This window comes from Nonomuraea sp. bgisy101, from assembly GCF_057708945.1.
Window position 1 is genome coordinate 139,096 of sequence record NZ_JBYITD010000027.1, and the last position, 21,065, is coordinate 160,160.

Annotated in this window: 22 protein-coding genes; 8 read left to right on the forward strand and 14 right to left on the reverse strand. The window is 70.3% G+C overall.

Going from position 1 to position 21,065, the window contains the following annotated elements; genetic code table 11:
- Window positions 1-123: 123 nt before the first annotated feature.
- The 4 genes from AC3EO4_RS39535 to glgC all read right to left on the reverse strand — a co-directional run bounded on the left by AC3EO4_RS39535 (window position 124) and on the right by glgC (window position 5,210).
- A complete protein-coding gene (locus AC3EO4_RS39535; RefSeq protein ID WP_379574417.1) occupies window positions 124-1,287 on the reverse strand; it encodes a DegT/DnrJ/EryC1/StrS family aminotransferase in 1,164 nt (387 codons plus the stop codon).
- Window positions 1,287-2,369: a GNAT family N-acetyltransferase gene (locus tag AC3EO4_RS39540; RefSeq protein WP_379574418.1), complete on the reverse strand. Its 1,083-nt coding sequence runs from the start codon at window positions 2,367-2,369 to the stop codon at window positions 1,287-1,289. Before AC3EO4_RS39540 ends, AC3EO4_RS39535 begins: the two co-directional genes overlap by 1 nt.
- Before the next feature lie 23 nt (window positions 2,370-2,392).
- Entirely contained in the window at window positions 2,393-3,694 is a 1,302-nt protein-coding gene (locus AC3EO4_RS39545; protein ID WP_379574420.1) for a lipopolysaccharide biosynthesis protein, read from the reverse strand.
- 280 nt (window positions 3,695-3,974) lie between these two features.
- Window positions 3,975-5,210 (reverse strand): glucose-1-phosphate adenylyltransferase, encoded by a 1,236-nt coding sequence (gene glgC / locus AC3EO4_RS39550; protein WP_379574421.1) that lies wholly within the window; start codon window positions 5,208-5,210, stop codon window positions 3,975-3,977.
- 265 nt (window positions 5,211-5,475) lie between these two features.
- Between glgC and glgA the strand changes: the two genes are divergently transcribed.
- Complete coding sequence (glgA, locus tag AC3EO4_RS39555) at window positions 5,476-6,648, forward strand: glycogen synthase (RefSeq protein WP_379574422.1); 1,173 nt, start codon at window positions 5,476-5,478, stop codon at window positions 6,646-6,648.
- An 18-nt stretch (window positions 6,649-6,666) separates the two neighbouring features.
- Here glgA and AC3EO4_RS39560 read toward each other — a convergent pair whose 3' ends face one another.
- The gene (locus tag AC3EO4_RS39560) at window positions 6,667-7,953 is read right to left on the reverse strand and encodes a hypothetical protein (protein ID WP_431900536.1); all 1,287 of its coding nucleotides are present in this window, start codon (window positions 7,951-7,953) and stop codon (window positions 6,667-6,669) included.
- A 95-nt stretch (window positions 7,954-8,048) separates the two neighbouring features.
- Between AC3EO4_RS39560 and AC3EO4_RS39565 the strand changes: the two genes are divergently transcribed.
- Together AC3EO4_RS39565 and pgeF are read left to right on the forward strand one after the other, a co-directional pair.
- On the forward strand, window positions 8,049-8,354 hold the full coding sequence (locus tag AC3EO4_RS39565; RefSeq protein ID WP_379574424.1) for a CU044_2847 family protein: 306 nt from the start codon (window positions 8,049-8,051) through the stop codon (window positions 8,352-8,354).
- Window positions 8,355-8,416: 62 nt separating this feature from the next.
- Window positions 8,417-9,106, forward strand: a complete 690-nt coding sequence (pgeF, locus tag AC3EO4_RS39570; protein ID WP_431900553.1) for a peptidoglycan editing factor PgeF — start codon at window positions 8,417-8,419, stop codon at window positions 9,104-9,106.
- Window positions 9,107-9,112: 6 nt separating this feature from the next.
- On the opposite strand, the gene AC3EO4_RS39575 is transcribed toward pgeF, so the two are convergent.
- The 3 genes from AC3EO4_RS39575 to AC3EO4_RS39585 form a co-directional block, all read right to left on the reverse strand.
- Complete coding sequence (locus tag AC3EO4_RS39575) at window positions 9,113-9,475, reverse strand: PH domain-containing protein (RefSeq protein ID WP_358143442.1); 363 nt, start codon at window positions 9,473-9,475, stop codon at window positions 9,113-9,115.
- Window positions 9,476-9,478: 3 nt separating this feature from the next.
- Entirely contained in the window at window positions 9,479-9,895 is a 417-nt protein-coding gene (locus tag AC3EO4_RS39580) for a luciferase domain-containing protein (RefSeq protein ID WP_379574426.1), read from the reverse strand.
- Window positions 9,896-9,992: 97 nt separating this feature from the next.
- Window positions 9,993-10,952 carry a GlxA family transcriptional regulator gene (locus AC3EO4_RS39585; RefSeq protein WP_379574427.1) on the reverse strand — a complete coding sequence of 320 codons (960 nt, stop codon included), beginning with the start codon at window positions 10,950-10,952 and terminating at the stop codon, window positions 9,993-9,995.
- 94 nt (window positions 10,953-11,046) lie between these two features.
- Between AC3EO4_RS39585 and AC3EO4_RS39590 the strand changes: the two genes are divergently transcribed.
- The 3 genes from AC3EO4_RS39590 to AC3EO4_RS39600 all read left to right on the forward strand — a co-directional run bounded on the left by AC3EO4_RS39590 (window position 11,047) and on the right by AC3EO4_RS39600 (window position 13,590).
- Window positions 11,047-11,343, forward strand: a complete 297-nt coding sequence (locus tag AC3EO4_RS39590; RefSeq protein WP_431900538.1) for a putative quinol monooxygenase — start codon at window positions 11,047-11,049, stop codon at window positions 11,341-11,343.
- Window positions 11,344-11,527: 184 nt separating this feature from the next.
- A complete protein-coding gene (locus AC3EO4_RS39595; protein WP_431900540.1) occupies window positions 11,528-13,006 on the forward strand; it encodes an Nramp family divalent metal transporter in 1,479 nt (492 codons plus the stop codon).
- A gap of 2 nt (window positions 13,007-13,008) precedes the next feature.
- Window positions 13,009-13,590: a GNAT family N-acetyltransferase gene (locus tag AC3EO4_RS39600; protein WP_379574430.1), complete on the forward strand. Its 582-nt coding sequence runs from the start codon at window positions 13,009-13,011 to the stop codon at window positions 13,588-13,590.
- Here the strand turns inward: AC3EO4_RS39600 and AC3EO4_RS39605 are convergent.
- Window positions 13,583-13,987 (reverse strand): nitroreductase family deazaflavin-dependent oxidoreductase, encoded by a 405-nt coding sequence (locus AC3EO4_RS39605; RefSeq protein ID WP_379574431.1) that lies wholly within the window; start codon window positions 13,985-13,987, stop codon window positions 13,583-13,585. The two genes, AC3EO4_RS39600 and AC3EO4_RS39605, sit on opposite strands and share 8 nt — an antisense overlap.
- Window positions 13,988-14,246: 259 nt before the next feature.
- Here AC3EO4_RS39605 and AC3EO4_RS39610 point away from each other — a divergent pair, with 259 nt between their 5' ends.
- Both AC3EO4_RS39610 and AC3EO4_RS39615 read left to right on the forward strand, forming a co-directional pair.
- A complete protein-coding gene (locus AC3EO4_RS39610; RefSeq protein ID WP_431900541.1) occupies window positions 14,247-15,419 on the forward strand; it encodes an MFS transporter in 1,173 nt (390 codons plus the stop codon).
- A 12-nt stretch (window positions 15,420-15,431) separates the two neighbouring features.
- A complete protein-coding gene (locus AC3EO4_RS39615) occupies window positions 15,432-15,590 on the forward strand; it encodes a hypothetical protein (protein WP_431900542.1) in 159 nt (52 codons plus the stop codon).
- Window positions 15,591-15,711: 121 nt separating this feature from the next.
- Here AC3EO4_RS39615 and AC3EO4_RS39620 read toward each other — a convergent pair whose 3' ends face one another.
- The 5 genes from AC3EO4_RS39620 to AC3EO4_RS39640 form a co-directional block, all read right to left on the reverse strand.
- Window positions 15,712-16,344: a DUF5134 domain-containing protein gene (locus AC3EO4_RS39620; protein ID WP_431900544.1), complete on the reverse strand. Its 633-nt coding sequence runs from the start codon at window positions 16,342-16,344 to the stop codon at window positions 15,712-15,714.
- A 437-nt stretch (window positions 16,345-16,781) separates the two neighbouring features.
- Window positions 16,782-17,585 carry a glycosyltransferase family 2 protein gene (locus tag AC3EO4_RS39625; protein WP_431900546.1) on the reverse strand — a complete coding sequence of 268 codons (804 nt, stop codon included), beginning with the start codon at window positions 17,583-17,585 and terminating at the stop codon, window positions 16,782-16,784.
- Between the two features lie 611 nt (window positions 17,586-18,196).
- Window positions 18,197-18,643, reverse strand: a complete 447-nt coding sequence (locus AC3EO4_RS39630; protein WP_379574436.1) for a hypothetical protein — start codon at window positions 18,641-18,643, stop codon at window positions 18,197-18,199.
- 288 nt (window positions 18,644-18,931) lie between these two features.
- Window positions 18,932-19,234, reverse strand: a complete 303-nt coding sequence (locus AC3EO4_RS39635) for a hypothetical protein (RefSeq protein WP_379574437.1) — start codon at window positions 19,232-19,234, stop codon at window positions 18,932-18,934.
- Between the two features lie 389 nt (window positions 19,235-19,623).
- The gene (locus AC3EO4_RS39640) at window positions 19,624-19,914 is read right to left on the reverse strand and encodes a hypothetical protein (protein ID WP_379574438.1); all 291 of its coding nucleotides are present in this window, start codon (window positions 19,912-19,914) and stop codon (window positions 19,624-19,626) included.
- Window positions 19,915-21,065 lie beyond the last annotated feature (1,151 nt).

Below are 21,065 nucleotides of genomic sequence, written 5' to 3' on the forward strand. Positions count from 1 at the left end.
GAGAAAGCGGTCCAAGCCGTCAGGCTATTTCTCTCTCAGGTCTGACCGGCGGGAATGGCGCCCCCCGGATGGATGTGAACGCCACTCGCCCCGGGCATGGAACCACGCCGCCCACGCCCGGGGTCACACCTCATGCGGTACCGCGGGCCGGACCCCGAGTTCGGTGAGAAGTCCGGCGATCTTGCCGGCGCGCAGCGGGTCGACGGGCAGGACATGGCTCGTCCACCAGCGCGCGGCCTCGGGGTTCGGCCCCGCCGGCACCTGGCCGAGGTAGTCGTTCAGCGGCGGGTCGTAGATGAACCCGGGCACGACGCCCCGCTGCTCGAGCTGGGCGACGACGGCGTCCCTGTCCTCGACCACGAGCGGGACCCGCAGCAGCGGCTGGGGCTCGGCGTGGCGCACCCCTTCGGCGGCCCACGGGGTCTCGCGCAGCAGGCGTACCCCCGCCAGACGCGGCTCCCTCTCGCGGTCGATCACGCGGAACCTGGAGTTCTGGTACCGGCGCACGAGCGGGCCGTGGCGCATCCGCCAGTCGGCCTGGTCGATCGACAGCCAGTAGTCGAGGGCCGACAGCAGTTCGGCGTCCGTGGACCGCGCGTCCCCGCCCCCTGCCGCGGCGGGCGCCGCGGCCAGCGCCGCCTTGAGCTCGGGCTCGCGCGAGGGCAGGCGGTGCCCCGTCCACGTCATCAGGCCCAGCCGCTTGAGCGCGTGCCAGATGGGCCGCACCAGCCCCGTGCGGTAGATCGTCTCCCTGATCACGGGCCGCATGACGGCCGCGAGCTGACGTCCGGGCACGAGGAGCTCGTCCCTGGCCTCCTCCAGCGCCCTCAGATCGGCGGGGTCGGCGCAGGTGAGGAAGGCGCCGGACATCGCACGGCCGTGCTTGGCCAGGCTGTAGACGCCCGCCACGCCGAACGTGCCCGCGAGCCGCCCGTCGACCGTGGTCAGCATGGCGTGGGCGGCGTCGTCGATGATCGTCACCCCGTGGCGCGAGCAGGCCTCCCGCAGTTCGGCGATCCGGTCGGGCTGGCCGTACAGGTGTGTGGTGAGGACGCCCGACACACCTGTCCAGTCGACGGCGGGCACGTCGATGTTGCCATCACGCCACGAGACCGGTGCCAGCACGGGGGTCAGCCCCGCCGCCAGCACCATGAACAGCACGATCTCGCAGTTGGTCGGTGCCAGCAGCACGCTGTCGCCCGGCTTGAACCAGTGGCGCAGCGCCAGATAGAGGGCGAACCTGCCCGAGGGCACGTGGAGACAGTCCTGCCCCGCTCTGTCGCGCATCACCGGCGCCTGCCGTAGGCGCGCAGCATCTTGTCGACGGCCCCGTAGAGCGCCGGGGTCTCCAGGATGAGTCTGCGCGCGCGGCGGACGGGTTCGTGGCGCAGCTTGTGCAGGGTGGCGCCCAGCGTACGGCGGCGCACGACCCCCTCGCCGACGGGCGCTCCAGTGCTGCGCAGCGCGTCCTTGTACTCCGAGCCCGTGCCGATGCCCAGGTCGAGGGCCTGGATGCCGATCTCAGCGGCGTCCTCGGCCATGTGCAGGTGCTGGATGAGGCCGGGGGAGTACTTGGCGAAGTCGGGGTCGTAGGCGGGGAACCAGCCGATCAGCACCGAGTCCGAGCGCAGCCCGAAGTGTCCGGCGACCGGGCGGCCGTCGACGTACATCATCGACAGCGGGCCGGCGAAGGAGGGTGTGTCGACGGCGTACAGCCGGTCGACCAGCTCCACCACCCACGGCTGTCCGAACCTGTCGGCGCGGCCCATCCGGCGGTACTGCGCCGACTTCCACTCGCGTAGCACGCGGAAGTCGTCGGCGCTGCGTGAGGCGAAGTCGAAGGTGACCTCGCCGAAATCCCTGCCGAGCTTGCGCTCCTTGTACAGCGTGCTCTTGTAGAACTTCGACGAGCGCTTGGCGAGCTCGGCCGCGTAGGCGGCGTACCCGGACGACAGGTCGAGCACCACGCTCTGCTGGGAGAGCGTCTCGTACGGCTGGAACCACGGCTGGCGCTCGACCAGGCAGCCGAACTCCCAGACGTGCAGCCCCAGCCCCCTGAGCAGCGCGTCGGCGTCGAAACGGACTCCGGTCCTGTGGATCACCCCCTGGCACAGCGAGACCCACGAGCCGATCGCGGTCCCCACGCCGCCCGCGCCGACCTCGAAGGGCAGGAACCCGGCGATGCCCTCGCCGTCACTGATGATCCCGACGCGCGCCGCCCTGCTCACCTCGCCCATGGCGATCGTGAACTCGGGACTCAGGAAGGGGTTGGCCAGATGGGGTTGCGCTGCCTGCATCTCACGCCAGGCGGTGAGTTCGCTCTCGCCGAGCTCACCGGGCCTGACCACGGAAAAGGTGGAACGTTTCATATCAAGCTGGAACATACCCATCCTCATGAAGAAACAGCAGCAACCCTACGAAGGTGCGGTACCACGGTCAGCGCAATGATCGCATTGGCCGCCAGCACCGCGTAGCCCACTCCGGTGATCCCCGCCACGGGGAAGAGGACGGCGATCAGGCCCAGCGTCAGCACCGCGAGGCCGATCTGCACGATCGCCAGCCGCCTGGCCTGGCTCATCGCCCTGAGCGTGCTGAGGTGGATCTCGATCAGCATGCCGGGCAGCACCGACAGCGCCATCAGCCGCAGCAGGGGCGAGGCGGCGTCGGCCATCTCGCTGCTGAAGACCGACAGGATCAGCGGCGCGCCCAGCGCGGCGATCGCCACGATCGGCACGATGATCAGCACGATGCGGCGCAGAGCGTTGCGCACGCTGCGGGCCAGCTCCGAGGCATTGAAGGCGCCCTCGACCGTGAGCGAGACGGCCATGTTGGCGGCCAGCAGCCCGATCATGCAGCCCAGCGTGTGGGTGACGGAGAAGTAGCCGAAGACGGTGGCGTCGTTGAGCCAGGCGGCCACCAGGACAGGGACCAGGTAGAGGGTCAGCAGCAGCGACAGCGCGCCGGGGAAGTCGCCTGCGAGGAACCTGCCGACCTGGCGGAGCCGGGGCGGGTCGCCGCCGTTCTCGGTGACGTGCCGGGGGATGAAGACCTTGAAGATGAACCAGTTGATCGGGATCAGCGCCATCGCCGTCGGGATGATCCACGACAGGAAGATGCCGCCGGACAGACCGCCATGGGGCAGCGCGAACGCCAGGGCCGCCAGCATCACCATCTTCACCAGGCCGAAGGCCAGACTGTTGGCCGGCACCCAGACCGCCTTGCGCAGTCCTGCCAGCGTCACGTCCTGGAGCGTGAAGATCGTCCAGACCAGCACGGAGGCCAGGAAGAACAGCCCGGGGCCGAAACCGCCGAGGTCAGCGTAGGCGGGGCCCCAGAGCGGGAGCGTCAGCAGGAAGGCGAGCGCCGCGACGACGCCCGTCGCCCCGGCCACGGCGTAGCCGCGCAGGACGAACTCGGCGGTGCGCCGGCCCGCCACCGGGATGAACCTGGCCATCGCCCCCGCGAGCGCCAGACCGGTCAGCGACGAGAACAGGCGCATGGCGCTGATCATCGTCTGACCCTCGCCGAAGGCGGCGGGCGTGTAGAGCTTGGTGGCCAGGAACCAGTAGCCGAGCCCGAGCACGGCGGTGATCCCTGTGTTGGCCATGAGCGCGTAGGCCTGCAGGAACAGCGGGTTCCGCAGGTCCCTGCGCAGTCGGTCGGCCAAGGTGGGTGCGGCCACGGGGGTTGGCATGGCTCCATCTTCGTCCTGGCCGCTTGCAGCGGTCTTACCGGTAACTTTCACCCGGTGGTCCGAGTCAGGTGCCTCACTTGTCACATTGACCATCATGTCCGACGGCTGGAGTGACCCGGCACGTCTTGAGTCACTCGTTATGCGCCGGGAACCGCCCGCGCAGCCCCGGATCACGAAATCTCGTGACCCGGGTGAACGCCGTCGGCCGTCACGCTCAGCGCGTCTCGGCGGCCTCGCGCGGCGGACCCGCGCGAGGCAGGCCGCGTCCGCCGCGGTACGGCTAGCGATCCACGATCTCGTTCTTGCCGATCACCACCACGCCGCCCCTGGTGACGGCGAAACGGGTGCGGTCGTAGTCGAGGTCGAAGCCGATCCTCGCGCCGTCGGGGATCACGACGTTCTTGTCGATGATCGCCTTGCGGACGACGGCGCCCCTGCCGATCTTGACGTTGTCCATCAGCACCGAGTCCTCCACCAGGGAGTGGGAGTGCAGGACCACGCGCGGCGACAGGATCGAGCGCTGTGCCGTGCCGCCGGAGACGATCACGCCGGGGGAGACCAGCGAGTCGATGGCGCGGCCCACCCTGTCGCCCTCGTTGTGCACGAACTTGGCAGGCGGCAGCGGGTCGTGCCCGGTGTAGATCGGCCACCGGTCGTTGTAGAGGTTGAAGATCGGGTGCGCGGAGATCAGGTCCATGTGCGCCTCGTAGTAGGCGTCGAGCGTCCCCACGTCACGCCAGTAGCCCCTGTCGCGCTCGGTCGAGCCCGGCACGAGGTTGTTGGCGAAGTCGTAGACCTCGGCGCCGCCCGACTTGACCATCATCGGGATGATGTTGCCGCCGAGGTCGTGCTTGCTGGTCGGGTCGAGCGCGTCCTCGCGAAGCGCGTCGATCATCGCCTGCGTCTTGAAGACGTAGTTGCCCATCGAGGCGTAGACCTCGTCGGGATGGTCGGGCAGGCCCACCGCGTCCTTCGGCTTCTCCCTGAACGCCACGATCCTGCGCCCCGAGGGGTCGGTCTCGATGACGCCGAACTGGTCGGCCAGCGACAGCGGCTGCCTGATCGCCGCCACCGTCACCTCCGCCCCGGAGTCGACGTGCTGGGCCACCATCTGCCGCGGGTCCATCCGGTAGATGTGGTCGGCGCCGAACACGATCACGTGCTCGGGCAGCTCGTCGTAGATGAGGTTGAGGTTCTGGAACAGCGCGTCGGCCGAGCCGGAGAACCAGCGCGGACCCAGACGCTGCTGGGCGGGGACGGGCGTCACGTAGTTGCCCAGCATGGCCGACAGGCGCCAGGTCCGTGAGACGTGGCGGTCGAGGCTGTGGTTCTTGTACTGCGTCAGCACCACGATCTGCAGGTAGTGGCCGTTGGCGAGATTCGACAGCACGAAGTCGATCAGCCGGTACATTCCGCCGAACGGCACCGCTGGTTTCGCGCGGTCAGCCGTCAGCGGCATCAATCTCTTGCCTTCTCCACCTGCTAGCACGACTGCGAGCACCCTGGGCGACGTCATGGCGTGACGCTACCCCGAAACCGGCCGACAAAGCAGATCCACATGCCCACCAACAGGACAGCGAGTCGCTCCCCACCATGATCGTGATCATTCGGGACGTCTTCCCGCCCTGAGGCCCCGCCGCCGTGGGCCTCGGCCGCCTTCGACGGCGGTCCGGTCGAGGGCCAGCCGGCTAGGGCAAAATACTCCAAACTCATCTAATCAACGCTTTTACCCGCGTGTTCCGCGCACGGTCGGGAACGCGGGTGTGCGTTAGGGTCGGCGTGTGCGCGTGGATCTGCTGAGTCGTGAATACCCGCCAGAGGTGTACGGCGGCGCCGGTGTGCATGTGGAGTACCTCGCCAGGGAGCTCAGACGCCTGGCCGACGTGCGGGTGCGCTGCTTCGGCGCGGCGAGGTCCGAACCGGGCGTCTCGGCCTACCGGGTGCCCGGCGGCCTGGAGACGGCCAACGCCGCCCTGCAGGTGCTCGGCGTCGACCTCGAGATGGCCGCCGCCTGCGAGGGCGCGGACCTGGTGCACAGCCACACCTGGTACGCCAACTTCGCCGGTCATGTGGCCAAGATGCTGTACGACACCCCCCACGTCGTCACCACGCACAGCCTGGAGCCGCTCAGGCCGTGGAAGGCCGAGCAACTGGGCGGCGGCTACACGCTCTCCTCGTGGGCCGAGCGCACCGCGCTCGCCTCGGCCGACGCGATCGTCGCGGTGTCGGAGGGCATGCGGCGCGACGTCCTGGCCGCCTACCCCGAGATCCCGCCCGGCAGGGTGAGCGTGATCCACAACGGGATCGACACCGTCGAGTACGCGCCTGAACGCGGGCTCGAGGTGCTGAAGAAGCACGGGATCGACCCGGGCAGACCGTATGTCGTCTTCGTCGGCAGGATCACCCGGCAGAAGGGGCTGGTCCACCTGCTGCGCGCGGCCCGCGACCTCGAGCCGGGCGCGCAGCTCGTGCTCTGCGCGGGCGCGCCCGACACGCCGGAGATCGCCGCCGAGGTGAGCGGCCTGGTCGAAGGGCTGGGGCGTGACGGGGTGTTCTGGATCTCCGAGATGCTGCCCAAGCCCGAGGTCATCCAGCTGCTCACGCACGCCACCGTGTTCGTGTGCCCGTCGGTCTACGAGCCGATGGGGATCGTGAACCTGGAGGCGATGGCGTGCGAGACGGCGGTGGTCGCCACCGCGACGGGCGGGATCCCCGAGGTGGTGGCCGACGGCTCGACAGGCCTGCTGGTGCCGATCGAGCAGGGCCCCGACGGCACGCCGTACGATCCGGAGAAGTTCGCCGCCGACCTGGCCGAGAGGGTCAACGCGCTGCTGGGCGACCCGAACAGGGCGAAGGCGCTCGGGCAGGCGGGCAGGGCCCGCGCGATCGAGCACTTCTCGTGGGAGCGCATCGCCGAGCGCACCATGGAGCTGTACCGGACGCTCACCGGCTGACCGTCGCGGTTCGGGCCGTCAGCGGCGTGCGGTGCGCCAGAGGGCGGCGAAGGTGGGATGGTCGGCGCCCTCGGGAGCGAACGCGCCGACCGCGTAGACCTCCGCGCTGCCGGGCCGGCGGGCCAGCGCGGTCAGCTCAGGCACCCGTCCGCCAGGCACGGGCGGGCTCTCCGTGGTCCACTCCCCGTCCGACAGGTGCCACAGCCGGCTCCGGGTCGAGTCCAGCGCCCACAGCCCGCCCGTCCCGTCGGATTCGGCCTCGGTGAGCATGGTCCCCACGGCGCCCCATCCGCACCGCCACGACGACCCGTCCCAGCGCAGGGCCACCGGACGCGTCAGTTCGAGCGGCTCGTTCTCCTCGTTGTACGCGCCAGGCACCAGCCACGACACCCCGCCGACCACCCACACCTCACGGGGGCCGAGCACCACGACGTCGGTCAGGGACACCCGCGGCGCCTGCGCCTTCGCCGGGACACCCAGCGCGGGCACGCCGACCTGGCGCCAGCCGGTGCCCTCCCAGCGCAGCGCGGCCGTCCCGCCGGCCGCCCACAGCTCGCCGCCCTCGCCGTCGACGGCCGAGGCAGGGGAGGGAAGCGCGTACGAGCGCCAGGCTCCGCCGGCGTCCAGCAGCCCTACCCGCCCGTTCACCGCCCAGAGCCTGCCGGGCGCGATGCTCTCGGCGGCGGTGCCGCCCCAGCCGATGCTCTCGGCCGCGGCCCCCGACAGCGGCTCCACCCGCCATCCGGCTCCGTCGAAGGCGGCGACATGGCCCGTCCTGCCCACGATCCCCAGCGCCCACGCCCGCTCCTTCGAGGCCGCGGCGAGCGCCACGACCCTGACATCGGGGCCGCTGGGCAGCGGCATCGCCGTCCACGCCGTGCCGTCCCACCGGCGCAGCCCGCCGTCGGTGTACTCCAGCACGCCTTGACCCGCGGCCTTCTGCCTGGTCGAGGAGGCCCACAGCGTGCCGTCGGGGGCGGCGGCCAGATCGTCCATGCTGCCCGTCGCCTCGTCGGTGGAGATCCGCTTCCAGCTCGACGCCGTGGGCCGGGGACTGAGATCGTCCCGCTCCGCGGGCGGTTGCGGGCACGACGCGGGCCGCGCGGGGATCGCGGTGAGATGGGCCGCCGGCACCGCCTCAGGGGAGATGACGCCGGCCGGCGCCCCAGAGGACGTGGTGGTCGCGGCGGAGGAGAGGGACCCGTCCGACCGGGCCGGAAGCCTGCCGGCCGAGGGCGGGCCCGCGCAGGCGCCGGCCGCCAGCACGGCGGTGAGGATCGAGGCGCGAACGGCGGAACGGGCCATGCCCGTAAGTCTCGCAGATCGATCATCGACTGGCCGCGCTACCCGGTTTAAGCTGGCCGCGGTTCCAACCCCCGGGAGTCGCGGTGACAGAGATCATGCGTATGCCTCTGGAAGGCGGCGGCGCGCTCTACGTCGAGGTGCCCGACCGCAGCCAGGGCACCCGCAGGGTCTCACGGACCGGCGAGGTCATCGAGGCCTCCGTCGAGTCGCTCGAAGCGGCGCTGCGCCCGATCAGGGATGCCGCCGCCGCCACCCTGGCCGCCTTCCGCGAGTCCTCGCCCGACGAGGTCGAGCTGGAGTTCTCCGTCAAGCTCAACGCGGAGGCGGGGGCGATGATCGCCAAGACCTGCGTCGAGGGCCATATCCAGGTGCGCCTGTCGTGGAAGGGCGAGGGCGGCTGAGCGACTGCCGTACGCTTCATGAGCCGACGATCGAAGGGAAGCCCGTGCTGCTGGCCGAGGGTGTGCACGTTGTCGTCACCGACAGGAGCGGGGGCGGCAGCGCTCCGCCGTACGACGGCAGGAACCTCGGCGGCGCGGTCGGCGACGAACCCGGCACCGTGCTCGCCAACCGCCGCGACACCGCCGAGGAACTGGGGCTCGACCCCGGCAACGTGGTGTTCATGCGCCAGGTGCACAGCGCGGACGTGGCCTACGTGAGCGAGCCGTTCGGCGACGAGCCGCCCCCGCTCGACGCGATCTTCACCGACAAGCCGGGTCTCGGCCTGGCGGTGCTGGTGGCCGACTGCGTGCCCGTGGTCGTGGCCGACCCCGGCGCGGGGCTGGTCGGCGTGGCCCATTCGGGGCGCGAGGGCACGTTCAAGGGCGTGGTGCCCGCGCTGGTCGACGCGATGACGGGGCACGGGGCGCAGCCGGACAGGATGGTCGCCCTGATCGGGCCGTCCGCCTGCGGCCTGTGCTACGAGGTCTCGCCCGAGCTGATCGAGGCCGCGCCGCCCGTGATGCGCTCCACCACCCGCCTCGGCACCCCCGCGCTCGACGTGCGGGCGGGCGTGAGCGCCCAGCTGCGCGGCAGGGGCGTCCAGGACGTACGGCACGACGAGCGCTGCACGATCGAGTCGCCCGAGCTGTACTCCTACCGCCGAGAGCGCGTGACCGGCCGTTTCGCCGCCTACGCCTGGCTGGCAGGCTGAGCGTCCTCATCGGGCGATGTAGTGCAGGATCACGTTGTGCACGTGGTGGGCCTTGTTCTCGCCGCGGAACTCCACCTCGTAGGTGTGCGTCCCGACGTGGATGGCGATGGCCCCCGAGGAGAAGAACGACCCGGCGAACGACTTGTTGCTCACCACGCTGACGGCGGAGATCTTCGAGTAGGGAATGCTGGTGATCGCGAGCTTCTTGCCGACGAACGACTTGTCCTGCACGATCACGCGCCGGTCGGTCAGACCGAGGAAGCCCGTGCCCGCGCCGATGGCGTCGTAGACCGCTATGACCTGCTCACCGGGCAGCAGCCCGCTCTGGATCTGCTGGAGCTGCTCCTGGCGGTCGAACGCGATGTCCATACCCTAGGAATGGGCCTCGCTGCGAGGTTTGTTACAGATGCCCCTACTGCGTCCCGCGTGATCCGCCGGCGCGGAGCACCGCGTCACGGCCTGCCCGGGGTCGCAGGTCTTGATCGCGACGCTGAGCAGCGCCAGCAGGAGGTCGATGTCCGCCTCGCTCTCCAGCCGGACGCCGATCCAGTCCTCGCTCGGGCCGAACACCACCTGCCCGGTGTCGGCCAGCGCCGCGCGCATCCGATCGATCGTGGGGCGGGTCAGGCACAGCTCGGCGTCGCGGTCGGAGTGCAGGTGCAGGACCTCGCGGGCGCCGACGGCCACGCCGACGCCCCTGCGGCAGGAGGCCTGTGTCGTTCGCACCGCGGGCCATTCCTCCAGGAGCGCGAGGGCCCGGCGGGCCCGTGAGTCCAGGGCGACCGTCATGCTGCCATCGTGGTCCTGCTCGGCACCGGAGAGTAGCCGGGCGACCTCAATCGTTATGCGTCCTTGTCTGAGGCCGCCGGTCGGCGCCTGGCGGCGATCACCGGTCGCGGAGGGCGGCGGCCGTGTGCCCGGTTCGCCGGCGCAGCAGGACGCGCAGGGTGTTGGCGTGCTCGTAGCCGACCGCGCGGGCGATCGCCTCCAGCGAGAGGCCGGTCGTCCGCAACAGGTGTGACGCCTGCTCGACCCGCAGGTCCTGGACGAACCGCACGGGCGAGGTGCCGAGGACCCGGCGGACGGCTCGCTGGAGCGTGCGGTCGCTGACGCCGATCGCCCGGCCCGCGTCGGCGAGGCTGAAAGGCCGGTCGAGATGCCGCCTGATCCAGCGCTCGAAGGCGGCGACGACGGGATCGCTCTGCGCGAGCGCGCTGGGGATCGTGTAGGCCGACTGGGACGGGCGTTCGTCGATCACCAGGTACCGGGCGACGAGCTCGGCGAGGGCCGGGCTGCTCGATCGTACGACCGCCAGGGCCAGGTCGACGTGGCCGAAGGCGGCGCCCGCCGTGGTCACCCCGTCGCAGGTGACCACCATCCGGGTCTGGTCGAGCGCGACCTTCGGGTAGCGGGCGCGGAAGTACGGCGCCAGCCACCAGCTGGTGGTCGCACGCCGGCCGTCGAGCACGCCCGACTCGGCGAGCAGGAACGTGCCCGTGCAGGCGGAGGCGACGGGCGTGCCCCGTTCCCGCGCCGCGGCCGCCAGGCGCCGCACGCCCGCCGCGTCCGGCCCCGACACATGGCAGACAAGGGCGTCGGGGCGGCGCTCCGCCAGCGCGGGGATCACCAGCAGGTCGGCCCCCTCGGCCGCGGAGACCGGGTCTGCCGGCACCAGATGCCCGGCGCCGGTGCTGATCCTGCGGCGCAGGCCCACGGTGACGACCCGCCATTCGGGCGGCGGCTGCGGGAGCTCGCCGCGCATCGCGTTGGCCGCGGCCAGCACGTCCAGCATCGCCGAGAGACCGGAGTCGAAGACGCCGTCGTAGGCGAGCACCGCCACGTCCATGACGGGAACGGTATCAGAGCCGTCGTTTCCGACACTGGGAGCGGCGCCTGGGGCGAGGCTAGGTTGCCGGTGACAACGACGAAAGGAGCCGATGATGAACATCGGTCTGTTGGCCCGTATCGAAGCCAAGCCCGAGTACGCCGACCAGGTCGAGGCGCTGCTGCGCGAGGCGGTGCAACTGGCGAAGGAGGAGGACCACACCCTGACCTGGTTCGCCTTCCGGGAGAGCGACACCGCCTTCGGCGTCTTCGACACCTTCGCCGACGAGAGGGGACGCTCGGGACACCTGCAGGGCAGGATCGCCGCCGCCCTGATGGAGGCGGCGCCGACGATGTTGAGCGCGCCACCGGACATCCGCCCCGTGGACCTCCTGGCGGTCAAGCTCCCCTGAGCCCTGAGCCCTGAGCCCTGAGCCCGGCCCGGCGCCGGGCTCCTCAGGGGCCGCCACAGAACCCGTCCTTCGGGCAGCGACTCCACCCCGTTCCGGCGTTCGACGGCGATATCCGGCTCTCAGAAATAGGCCTTGCCTCGACCTTCTTCGCGGATCACCCTGATATTGAGAGGGGTGTGAGCATATGTCCCATCCGCTCGGCGTGAGCCGCCCTGACCTCGTCGTCACCGACCTGCCCCAGCCCGAAGAGGTCTTCGGCGTCCAGCGCATCGGGGCCAAGGAGCTGGTCAAGTACGCCATAGGCCCGAGCCTGATCGCTCTGGGCATCTCCATCGGCAGCGGCGAATGGCTGCTCGGCCCGCAGGCCGTCGGCCAGTACGGGTTCGTCGGCGTCGGATGGGTGATCACCGTCTCAGCGCTGCTGCAGACCTTCTACAACGTCGAATGCTCCCGGTACGTGCTGGCCACGGGCGAGGCGCCCGTCGTCGGATGGGGCAGGGTGCCCCCGGGCTTCCTGCTGTGGGTGCCCCTGTCCGTCTTCGTGGTCATCTTCGCCTTCATCGCAGGAGGCTGGGCCGCGTCGGCAGGACAGGGCGTCTACGCGCTGGTCCACGGCACGGTCGCGCCCGCGGGCGCGGAGGAGCCCAGGCTGTGGGCCATCGCCCTGCTCGTGCTGGTCTTCGTCATCACCGCCGCCGCCCGCCGCATCAGCAGGGCGCTGGAGCTGGCCAACTGGCTGATGGTCAGCGCGATCCTCGTCACGCTGCTGCTCATCGACCTGTTCGTGGTGCCCTTCGAACAGTGGTGGGACGCCATCCGCGGCTTCGTCACGCCCGCCGCCCCGCCGCCCGGCATCACCGCCACCCAGCTCGGCGGCCTCGCCGGTTTCACCGCCCTCGCCTCGGGCCTGAACTGGTACGTCATGGGTCACTACCGCGACAAGGGCTACGGCATGGGCTTCCGCACCGGCTTCATCTCGGGCCTGCGCGGCGGCCGTAGCGAGCTGCTCGACAGCGGCGTGACCTTCCCCGACGACGCAAGGAACACGGCCACGTGGAAGCGGTGGTACCGCCTGCTGATGGTCGACATGTGGGGCGTGTTCTTCGTCGGCGCGATCCTCGGCATGCTGCTGCCCACGATCCTCATGGCGCGCGCCGTCGAGATCTCGGGCCAGAAGCCGACCGCCGCCAACGTGCCGACCTTCGTGGCCAGCGTGCTCAACGAGCAGTACGGCAGGCCGATGTTCGTGCTCGTGCTGATCGTCGGGGTGCTGATCCTCTTCTCCACCCAGCTCGGCATCTTCGAGGCGATGGTCCGCGTCACCACCGACGCGGCCCACGCCACCAGCCCTCGCCTGCGCGCCCTGATCGAGGGCGATCCGAGGCGGTTCTACTACCCGTTCATGCTGACGCTGCTGGTCGTCATCGCCATCGTGCTGCACCTGGCGGTGCCCGTCGAGCTGGTGCAGTGGTCGGCCAACATGTCGAACCTGGGCGCGCTGATCTACCCGTTCCTGCTGATGTACCTCAACAGCCGGCTGCCGCGCGCGGCGCGGCCGCACTGGTGGCACTACGTGATCCTGGTGCTGAACTTCCTGTTCTTCGGCTTCTTCTTCGTCAACTTCATCGCCGACTTCATCGGAGAGCCTCTGATAACGTTCTAAAAGTGATCATTCGCCCCGCTGACAGGAAGGCGGACGCCGTCAGAATCGGCGCCCTCATGGCCCTCGCCTTCCACGACGACCCCGTCGTCCGCTGGATGCTGCCGTCAGGCGAGGGAACCGACCGCATGTTCGCCACCCTGGCCCGCCACGTGCACGCCCTCGGCGACCTGGCGTTCGACGGCGAGGAACCGGTGGGCGCCGCGCTGTGGGACCCGCCGGGCCACAGGCAGTCGGCGCTCGACACGGTCCGCTCGCTGCCGGGATTCGTCGCGGCCATGGGACGGCGCGTCTCCTACGGCCAGCTGCTGGAGTCGACGTTCCGCAAGGCGCGGCCATCCCGGCCCCACTGGTACCTGGCGCAGATCGGCACCGACCCCGCGGCGCAGGGACGCGGGGCGGGCAGCGCGCTGCTGCGCGCCCGGATCGAGCGGTGCGACGCCGACGGGGTCGCGGCCTACCTGGAGAGCAGCAAGGAGAGCAACGTCCCCTTCTACGAGAAGCACGGCTTCCAGGTCACCCGCGAGATCCTCCTGCCGGAGGACGGGCCCACGGTGTGGGCGATGCTCAGGGAACCGGTCAGCTGAGCGGCTCCAGGACCACCACGGGGATGTCACGAGCGGTCTTGGTCTGGTACTGGTCGTAGTCGGGCCAGACCCTGGTCATCAGCCCCCACAGCGCGGGCTTCTGGTCGGGCTTGGCCGTGAGGGCGCGGGCCTTGAACTTCCGGTCCTTGACCTGGACCTCGACCGTGGGGTCGGCCGTCAGGTTGAGATACCACTCGGGGTGCTTCGGGTCACCGCCCTTGGAGGCGACGACGACGTAGGTGTCGCCGTGCTTCTGGTAGATCAGCGGAGTGGTGTACTTCCTACCCGACCTGCGGCCGGTCGTCGTCAGGAGCAGCGTCGTCGTGCCGTTCCAGTCGTGACCCTCCGCGCCGTCGGTCTCCTGATAGCGGCGGACGTGTTCTTTACCGTAGAGCATGTGGCCCTCCTACCCGGGATTCGGTAATGACATCGCCACGGTTGCGGTCGTTCGCGCCCCACGCGAACACCGGCCGACCCGGGTGCGGCACCGGCTTCCCCGCAGTCGCCGTGGCGCCGCCCGCGGCCTCCATGGTTAGAATCCGAACATGACCTGGCGACATTGATCCAGTACCAGAGGTCGCGGGGCGCGCGAGCGCGGACCCCCGGGCACGGCACCACGCCCGACGTCCGCACCGCCCCCCGACAGGAAAGACCTCATGCTGCCGAAGCTCTACGCCTATTCGTTCCTCGGCGACTTCATCCTGCTGTACCCGGTCTACACGCTGCTGTTCTCCGACACCGGGCTGACCGTTCCCGAGATCACCTCACTGTTCGTCATCTGGGTCGTCGCCGCGCTGCTGCTCGAGGTGCCCAGCGGCGCGCTGGCCGACTCCCTCTCCCGCAAGGCGCTCCTGGTCGCGGGCCCGCTGCTCGGTGCCGCTGGCTTCGCGTTGTGGACGGCCGTGCCCTCCTACTGGGCCTTCGCCGCCGGCTTCGTGCTGTGGGGCGCGCGCGAAGCGCTGGAGTCGGGCGCGCTCGAGGCGCTCGTGCACGACAACCTCGCCCACACCGGCAGAGGCGAGCGGTACGCCGAGGTCATGGGGCGCGCACGCTCCATCGGCCTGGTCGCCACCGCGCTGGCCATGGCCGTCGCAGGACCCCTCTTCGCCGGCGGGGGCTACGTCGCGGTGGGCGTGAGCAGCGTACTGGCCTGCCTGGCGTGCGCGGCCGTCGCCGCCACGCTGCCCGAACACCGCGCCGAGCCCGAGGACGACGACCCGGACGGCTACCTCGACACGCTCAAGGAGGGGCTGGCCGAGGCGCGCCGCTCCCCCAAGGTCCTGCGCGCGCTGCTGCTGGTGCCCGCGGTGACGGCCGTGTGGGGCGAACTGGAGGAGTACGTGCCGCTGCTCGCCCAGGAGAGCGGGGCGAGCACGCAGGCCGTACCGCTGCTGGTGCTGCTGGTGTGGGTGGGCGCCACCTCGGGCGGACTGCTCGCCAAGCGGGCCGCGCGGCTGCGGACGCGCGGCCTGGCCGCCGTCCTCGCCGTCGGCGGCCTCGCGCTCGGCGTCGGCGCGGCCACCGGGCACCCTGTGGGGTTCGTGGGCATCGCGGTCGCCTTCGCGATGTTCCAGCTCGGCGAGGTGCTGGCCGACGCCAGGCTGCAGAGACGCATCACCGGGCCGAGCCGCGCCACCGTCACGTCGCTGGCGGGCCTGCTCACCGACGTCTGCACGATCGTCGCCCTCGTCCTGTACGGCGCCGCCTCGCTCGTGCTGTCCCACAGCGCGCTGTTCGTGCTGTTCAGCGTGCCGTACCTGGTGACGGCTCTCGCGATGTCGAGAAGGACGAGTCCGCTCCCACTCCCTGGGGATGTACCGGGCAAGTAGAGGAGAGAACGCGTGACCATGCCATGTATCGGCTCCGGCCTTCCCGCCTTCGGCGCCCACGCGGGCCCGGACGCCGTGGCCGCCGCCGCCGAACGCCCCGGCTTCGACAGCGTCTCGGCCGGCGAACGGCCGCAGGTGGAGGCGATGACGGCGCTGGCCGCGGCGCTCTGACCCGTGCGCGGGCCCTCACCTGCCCGGCAGGAGAGGGCCCCGCGACCGGTCCCGTCTTCTCACGGCCGGGTTCGCCGCCTCGGTGGTTCTCCCCGGCTTTCGTCCGGAACGTCATCGCGGTTCAGGCCAGGAGGAGCATGACTCCCATGCCGGCCGACAGCGCCGCGTGACACAGCCGGTGGGCACGGCGCCGCCGTACCGCTCCGGCCAGCCAGGGCACCGCGGCCAGGACGAAGTAGCCCGCCAGCGCCGCGACGACACCCTGTGGTGGAGGCGGCGCGACGGGGACGGCGCCCGCGGCCCCGACGGCTGCGTGGTGCGGGATCGCGGCGACCCCTTCGGCATGCCCGTGCAGAGTGACGATCATCCACGTCATCGCGACCGCCATCGAGGCATGGTGCAGGTTGGCCAGCCGCCTCGACGTCCCGCGCATGCCCGCTTCCATGGGGTGATCGCCCGCCACGGCTCTGTGCGCGACGTCCGGCGATGCGGCGAGCATGAGGAACCAGAGCGCGACGATCGCGAACACCAGCCCCTGCAGCCAGCTCGGAACGACCTCCCACGGCCACACCATGACGGCCATCCCCGCGGCCATCGTGGCATGAGCCACGTCGCAGACCCGGCCGGTGCCGCGCGCCGGAGTCTCGCGGGCGGAGGCCACACCGCGCCGCCGCCCGCTTGTGACCACGAACCAGGCCGTGACCAGCACGAAGACGACGGTGAGCGCCACGCGCGGCACGTCGGCGGAAGTCATGGCGGCCTCTCTGCAGGGGGACGGTCCACCTGTACTGATCCCCGTAGCGGCCGGAACTCATCGATAGGTTCGCGAACTACCGCGGACAGGCAGGAACCTGTGGCCTTCCGTCGCCGAAGCGGTCAACGATCACGACGCCTGTGCGGCCGCCGTCCGCTGGACGAGGAGGGAGCACGTGGCGCCCAGGACGGCGTATTTCCCACGGATCGGCTCACCAGGGCCTGACCAGGGTGATGTGACGTGCGGGGATCGGCTCACCAGGGCCTGACCAGGGTGATGTGATCTGTGGGCATCGGCTCACCAGGGCCTGATGTGGCTTGCGGGGGATCGCTTCGCCGGGCCCGGTGGGAGCTGATGAGAGCCGCGGGGCCGGTTCGTCGGGCCTGCTCAGGACGTCGTGACCCGCTGACGCCCGGGGTCGCCTGCGTGTGATCCGGCTAGTCGCCGTAGGACGGCATCGGCCTGCGGACCGCGGCGAACAGGCGGGACAGGGTGGCCGACCGGCCGCCGTCCGCCGCCTGGGGCGCGATGGCGGCGACGCCATCCTCCAGCCAGGCCTCCCACACGCCACGCTCGGCCGGGTCAAGACGGCCGTGCGCGACGGCCAGGTCGAGAATGGCGGTGCCGATCTCCCGTGCCATCGTCCCGCCGGTGGCGCGGAACCGGCTCCCGACGACACCCAGGTGCCTGACGTTCGCCCGCGCCCCCGCGACCGCGAGCGTGATGTTGAGGAAGGACTCCACCCCGAAGTCGGCGGGAAGCGGCTGGGTGAGCAGCGAACGGTGAATCGCCCGGTAGCCGGTCAGCGCGTTGGCGCCCATGAACCCGGTCTCGGGGAAGAACCTGTCGGTCAGCGGCTCGTAGATGGTGAAGGTGGAGCTGAGGATCGTGCCCGGATGGTCGTACTCGTAGTCGCCCACCACGTGGCCGGAGGTGCCCGAGACCGCGGCGGCGCGGAGTTCGGCGGCGATGTTGACCTCCGACGAGACCAGGTCGGCGTCGAGGAAGCACGCCCATTCGGTACGGACGAGGTCCAGCGCGGCGTTCATCGCGGCACCCTTGCCCTTCGGCCCGCGCAGGACCTCGGCACCCGCGGCCGACGCCCGGTCGGCGGTGGCGTCCGTGGAGGCGCTGTCGACGACCAGAACGCGATCGCCTTGCTGGGCGGCGGCGCGGGCCTGACCGACGATGGTGGCCACGGTGGCCTCTTCGTTGTGGGCGGGGATGACGAAGGTGAACAAGACCGTGCTCTCCCGGGGGTCGGCTAGATCGTCACCCTAACGGGCCCACGGTCGCTCGCAGAGCGAGGGGTCTTCCATGCGATGGCATGGGGGAAGAGCCAATCCGATGGACGGCCGCGAAGGGCCTTCCCATAGGCCATCGGCTTGAGGAGGGCAATCCGATGGACGGCCACGAAAAGTCTTCCAGGACGCATGGGCTCGGGGACGGCACTTCGATGGACACCGCGAAGAGCGGGCTCCGTTTTCTGAGGGGCGGGCTGCGGCCACGATCAGGCGGAGGACCGCGAGGGTGGAAGCAGCGCCTCCCAAGGAAGGGGCGCCTGGCAGGGAGGGTGACCCGCTAGGGACCGCACCGTGAGTGGCGTGGCCATCCCCTGAAGGCGACCATAGACGCGGGCTTGCCCGAAGGACTCTGGGGCGGCATCACCGCCGGGCAGGATCCTGGAAGGCCGCGCGGCCGCGGGCGGTGGGCCGGCCGGAGGGGCGCTGAAAGGTCGGGTGGCGTCGGCGGTGGGCGGGACGGAGGGACGCTGAAAGGCCGCGTGGCGTCGGCGGTGAAAGTTCACCGAGGGGTCGCGGCAGGGGATGGCGTGAAGGGGGGAGCAGCCCGGTCAGGTGTACGGCTTGGTGACCGCGACCAGCTCGGGGAGGGCGTCGGCGGTCTCGACGAACAGCGCGGGTGAAGGGGTGCGCTCCCGGACGTCGGTCGCCCTGATCGCCATGACGGCCGGTGTCGCCGCCCCGAGGTCACCGTAACGGGAGTCGACGGCGGCGCTGATGGCCTTGCGCGCGTCGGCCACGACGTTCCTGGCCACGTGCTCGGAGCCCGAAGCGGCCAGGTAGCCGAGCAGCGCGGCGAACCTGAGATCGCCCGGAGCGTCGGCGGAGCCTGGCTGGTCGAGCCAGAACACCTTGCCCGCCAGGAACGCCGGATAGCTCGACCCGTCGCGCTCCAGGGTCCGCGCCGCGCCGGTGAGCAGGTCACCGAACTCGGCCAGATCCGCCTCGGGCGGCAGATCGGTGGTGACCAGTAGCGGCACGATCAGCGAGTCGAGCATCTGTGAACATCCCTCCGTGAGGTCGCTCATGCTAGACGGCGCCACCGACAATTCGCGGGCTGATGCCGATGTGTCGTGACCGGCTGTTGAACAAGGGCGACGACAGGCCCACCCTGATCCAGGACGGGCTGGGGCTGACCGGACATTCGCCTTCCTTGTCACCGGCGTGCGGCTCCGTCTGACGGCTTCCCGACACGCAGGAGGGCGGTTGACGCTCTTCGCGTCAACCGCCCATGTCCTGGCCGTATCACCGTCGATCATCGGCTTCGGGATCGATCATCTGGGGTGTTAGCAGACGCGGACCCGGTTGTTGTCGTTCCTGCTACCACCCTTGGCGACCTTGCCCTTGGCGTTGCCTACGCCGATGACGCTGTTCTTGATGATGCAAATCTTGATCACCGGTCGGCGCTTCTTGGCCCAACGAGGAGGCCTGCCCCAGGTGTTCGTGGCGGTGTGGAGGTCGACAGAGGCGACATCGGCGGTGGTGGCGGTCGTGGCGGCGCTGGCGGGTTGCGCCGTCAACGTCATGGGGACGACCATGGCGGAGGCGGCGAGTGAGACTGCGGCGATGGTCTTCGTGATGCTGAACATGAAGGTTCTCCTTGGTACGGCTCAGGAAGTTATGTGGATATTTCTACCGGAGTCGACTTGCATGTCCCTTTCGTGCCGATAGAAGAAGCTCTGCGCTATATGTCGTAATTGTGGATTGTGGGGAGAGGTAGACGCGCTGCTTGCGGTCTCGTGTCTGGGCGCACTCGGCATCCAGACTGGGGCGATCCGGGTTGGCCGTGAGCGGTTGCGACCGGCGGTGGGAGTGGATGCCGCAGGCGCGCGGGAGATGCCATGGCGGGGCATGTGCGGAGCTCGGTGTCATGGTGGTCGTACAGCAAGGGCGGCCGACGCGAACAGCGTCGACCGCCCTTGCCTCCGGGTTGATGATCGTTGAGGATCATCGCTCCTGGGTCGATATTCGGTTGAGGTCAGCCGCCGATGGAGACGGTGTTGCCGTCGTTGTCGTTGCCGCCGTTGTCCCCGTTGCCGTTGCCGACACCGACGTTGCTGTCGCTGATGTCGATGTTGTCGCGTCCGGCCTTCTTCCTGCCGGGGCCGTGACCCCCTCCGTCGCCGCAGGTGACCGAGGAGACGTCGGTGGCGTGGGTGGTGGAGGCCACGGGCGCCGCGGAGGCGGGCTGGGCCGACAGTGCCATGGGGACGACCATGGCGGAGGCGGCGAGAGTGGCGGCGGCGAGGGTCTTCTTGAGGTCGAGCATGTGTGCTTTCTCCTTTGGTGTGCTCCGGGGAGCTATGTGGTGGTGCGAGCTCGTTTGAGCTATGGGTGATTTCTAGTCGAACCGACTTGCATATCCCTTTCATGCCAATAGCAGTTGATATGAGCGATTTGTCGGAATCTCGTATCCGTCGGGGGATCCGCGCTCTGCTGCGTACCGGTCGGGAGTCTGGACAGGCCGCTGTCCGCCCGTCCGAGCGCCTGTGAGCTCGGCTCCTCCTGCCGTTCAGGGGCGGAGTTGAGGAGAGCGGCGCGGACGGCCTGGCGCGGGGACGTGAACCTTCGAGGCGGTCCAGCAACCACGCGGGGCTCGTGCTCAAAGGCTGTCTGCGGGCTGCAGATCGTGTGACGACCGTGTCGGACCCGTCGATGCCGGCCTGCGTACGGCGGCGCTGCCCGGCCCGCGCGCACAGCGAACCGGATCTTCGGCCAGGCTGAGGAAGTCGTAGCCGCCGGTCTGAAGTCGCCGTGTCCGAGTTGGTCGCGGCGATTCGCGGATGATCGTCGAGGGTCCGGCGGGCCGCAGATCGCTCTCACACGGCGGAGGCCGTGGCCGCATCGATGATCCGAGCGCGCCGTACACCGGCTGGGGTGACGAGCGGGCGCCACGCGCCTGTCGGCTGCTGCCTGATCGCAGGTCCGCCTCACAGGCGGCCTATCCCGAGCATGCCCTTCATGGACTTCAGGCGAAGACTGCCGCGCGCGGCTCTGGTGCCGGTCACAGCGACTGGGAGGGCGGATGTCGAGGGCGTCTCATGGCCCGCCTGGACCTCGACGATTAACCGGCGGATGGGGCCGGGTGACGTGTCTCGCGTGGATGCGGGGGCGAGAGCGTCCCTGCAAAAGGCCGTTGGGCGATGGTTCTCGTGGAGGGGCGGAGAGGGGCGGAGGGGCGGAGAGGGGCGGAGAGGGATGGAGGGGCGGAGGGATGGAGGGGTGGAGGGGTGGAGGGGTGAAGGGGCGGCATGTCGGTCGCGTCGGATGGGGTGGGCGTCTCGGATGTCGGGTGGGCATCTCGGATGGGGTGGGCGTCGTGGGCCGGGGTGGTCGTCCAGGGGTGACGCTCAGCGGTGATCGCCGTGAACCCGTCTTCAGTCGATCGCTTTCTGCGGGATTGACGCTCCTTCTCGGCCT

Coding starts and splice junctions, on each gene's coding strand:
- AC3EO4_RS39590 (WP_431900538.1), top strand. CDS start 11,047: ATGAACATCGGTCTGTTGGCCCGTATCGAAGCCAAGCCCGAGTACGCC.
- AC3EO4_RS39640 (WP_379574438.1), bottom strand. CDS start 19,914: ATGCTCGACCTCAAGAAGACCCTCGCCGCCGCCACTCTCGCCGCCTCC.
- AC3EO4_RS39560 (WP_431900536.1), bottom strand. CDS start 7,953: ATGGCCCGTTCCGCCGTTCGCGCCTCGATCCTCACCGCCGTGCTGGCG.
- AC3EO4_RS39595 (WP_431900540.1), top strand. CDS start 11,528: ATGTCCCATCCGCTCGGCGTGAGCCGCCCTGACCTCGTCGTCACCGAC.
- AC3EO4_RS39545 (WP_379574420.1), bottom strand. CDS start 3,694: ATGCCAACCCCCGTGGCCGCACCCACCTTGGCCGACCGACTGCGCAGG.
- AC3EO4_RS39535 (WP_379574417.1), bottom strand. CDS start 1,287: ATGCGCGACAGAGCGGGGCAGGACTGTCTCCACGTGCCCTCGGGCAGG.
- AC3EO4_RS39610 (WP_431900541.1), top strand. CDS start 14,247: ATGCTGCCGAAGCTCTACGCCTATTCGTTCCTCGGCGACTTCATCCTG.
- AC3EO4_RS39605 (WP_379574431.1), bottom strand. CDS start 13,987: ATGCTCTACGGTAAAGAACACGTCCGCCGCTATCAGGAGACCGACGGC.
- AC3EO4_RS39580 (WP_379574426.1), bottom strand. CDS start 9,895: ATGACGGTCGCCCTGGACTCACGGGCCCGCCGGGCCCTCGCGCTCCTG.
- AC3EO4_RS39635 (WP_379574437.1), bottom strand. CDS start 19,234: ATGTTCAGCATCACGAAGACCATCGCCGCAGTCTCACTCGCCGCCTCC.
- glgC (WP_379574421.1), bottom strand. CDS start 5,210: ATGACGTCGCCCAGGGTGCTCGCAGTCGTGCTAGCAGGTGGAGAAGGC.
- AC3EO4_RS39630 (WP_379574436.1), bottom strand. CDS start 18,643: ATGCTCGACTCGCTGATCGTGCCGCTACTGGTCACCACCGATCTGCCG.
- AC3EO4_RS39620 (WP_431900544.1), bottom strand. CDS start 16,344: ATGACTTCCGCCGACGTGCCGCGCGTGGCGCTCACCGTCGTCTTCGTG.
- AC3EO4_RS39575 (WP_358143442.1), bottom strand. CDS start 9,475: ATGGACATCGCGTTCGACCGCCAGGAGCAGCTCCAGCAGATCCAGAGC.
- AC3EO4_RS39565 (WP_379574424.1), top strand. CDS start 8,049: ATGCGTATGCCTCTGGAAGGCGGCGGCGCGCTCTACGTCGAGGTGCCC.
- AC3EO4_RS39540 (WP_379574418.1), bottom strand. CDS start 2,369: ATGAAACGTTCCACCTTTTCCGTGGTCAGGCCCGGTGAGCTCGGCGAG.
- AC3EO4_RS39585 (WP_379574427.1), bottom strand. CDS start 10,952: ATGGACGTGGCGGTGCTCGCCTACGACGGCGTCTTCGACTCCGGTCTC.